General features: G+C 33.6%; 2 protein-coding genes. Both read right to left on the reverse strand.

From position 1 onward, the window contains the following. Window positions 1-384: 384 nt before the first annotated feature. Window positions 385-849, reverse strand: a complete 465-nt coding sequence (locus tag V7150_RS25725) for a hypothetical protein (protein WP_335523985.1) — start codon at window positions 847-849, stop codon at window positions 385-387. A gap of 2 nt (window positions 850-851) precedes the next feature. Further along, on the reverse strand, window positions 852-1,085 hold the full coding sequence (locus tag V7150_RS25730) for a hypothetical protein (RefSeq protein ID WP_335523968.1): 234 nt from the start codon (window positions 1,083-1,085) through the stop codon (window positions 852-854). Between the last annotated feature and the right edge of the window lie 254 nt (window positions 1,086-1,339).

The raw sequence follows: 1,339 nt of genomic DNA on the forward strand, positions 1-1,339 counted from the left end.
GCGAGTATTATACGACCGTCTCTTGTTAAAATACAACCCAAATTTTTTAACCAAAAATGCAAAAGAACATTCTTTCACGTTACCCATTGTTTATCGCCACGAGATTTGTCATTCTCATTAATTTGTTAACTATGCCATGTCATAACTGCCCCTCTCATGTAAAATGTCATCTTGCCCATTTCTCGTTCTTTTCTCGTTATCCCAGTATTAAAATAAGACTCCATGATGGTATTACCTTCATGGAGTCTCTATTTTCAAACGTATCATTGTTCTTTTTGTCCAACTCAAATATTTTAATTTTCTTTTAGTTCACTTGCTTTATGTGCCTATATGTAACAACCTTTCGTATAACTAGCTTAGGCACTGGAGAGTGCTCTAAACACGTTACCTTTCCTCTCTGCACAAATGAATGTACTGACCAAATTCAGGAAATACATCCCAGTTTCTTTCAAGGGTATCGCTAGTCTCGCGCTCCTCGACTGAACCGGTCTTTAAATCTCTCTTTTCCATTGCTATATAGCCATCTTCTCGGAAGCCTAAAATCAAGCTACTTACTTCCGTGTCAGTTTCATCATCATATTCCCAATACATAGCTGTTCTTAAAAAAATCTTACCATCACTCATAACTTCAAAATCATAATTTAAATACTTACGAATCAGGTCATCATAAAACCCCACCGAAACCCATTCATTTGCAACATTTACAATATACTTAGGTTTCTCATCTTCTATTAATACCGCCGTATATGGTTCATGTTTCTGATGGTATGTGTATGCAGTACGGTCATCAAGAATGTTCCAAGGCTTCTTTTTGATGTCCGACCATTCGTCACAATAATAAACTTTCATAGTCAATTATACACCTTCCCCTTAATATCTCTAATAATAATCCTGTTTTTTGTTACTTCATCAAGAATTGTTTGCGGAATTGGTTTATTTTGAACTGGTACTTCTAATATTAATTCACCTTTAAGTCGCCCTCCTTTGAGAGCGTTAGGATTAAAAGTACCATTTGATATTTTAGAACCTGAAGAATATTTTTTTGTAATTTCATTTAAGTAACTCTTAGCTGTCTTTTCTTGCACTTCACTAAGTTGAGTAAATTTCCTCTACTATCGTCGTATACTGTATATAGCCATTACAATCTATAAATACAGTAATTTAAAATTTAACACTTAGTGTACTTATACGATTATAGTGCTCTTTTAAAATTTCACGCTAGAACGCAAAAAAGCACTCGTTGCATTTAGTAGAACAATCAAGTGCTTTAAGTTCATATGTTTTTAAATAACATTAAGTTTGTAAGTTTTATAGTAGTATGACACCTTTTATATGTCTG

It is taken from the genome of Neobacillus drentensis (assembly GCF_036965245.1).
GTDB classification, from domain to species: Bacteria; Bacillota; Bacilli; order Bacillales; family Cytobacillaceae; genus Neobacillus; species Neobacillus drentensis_G.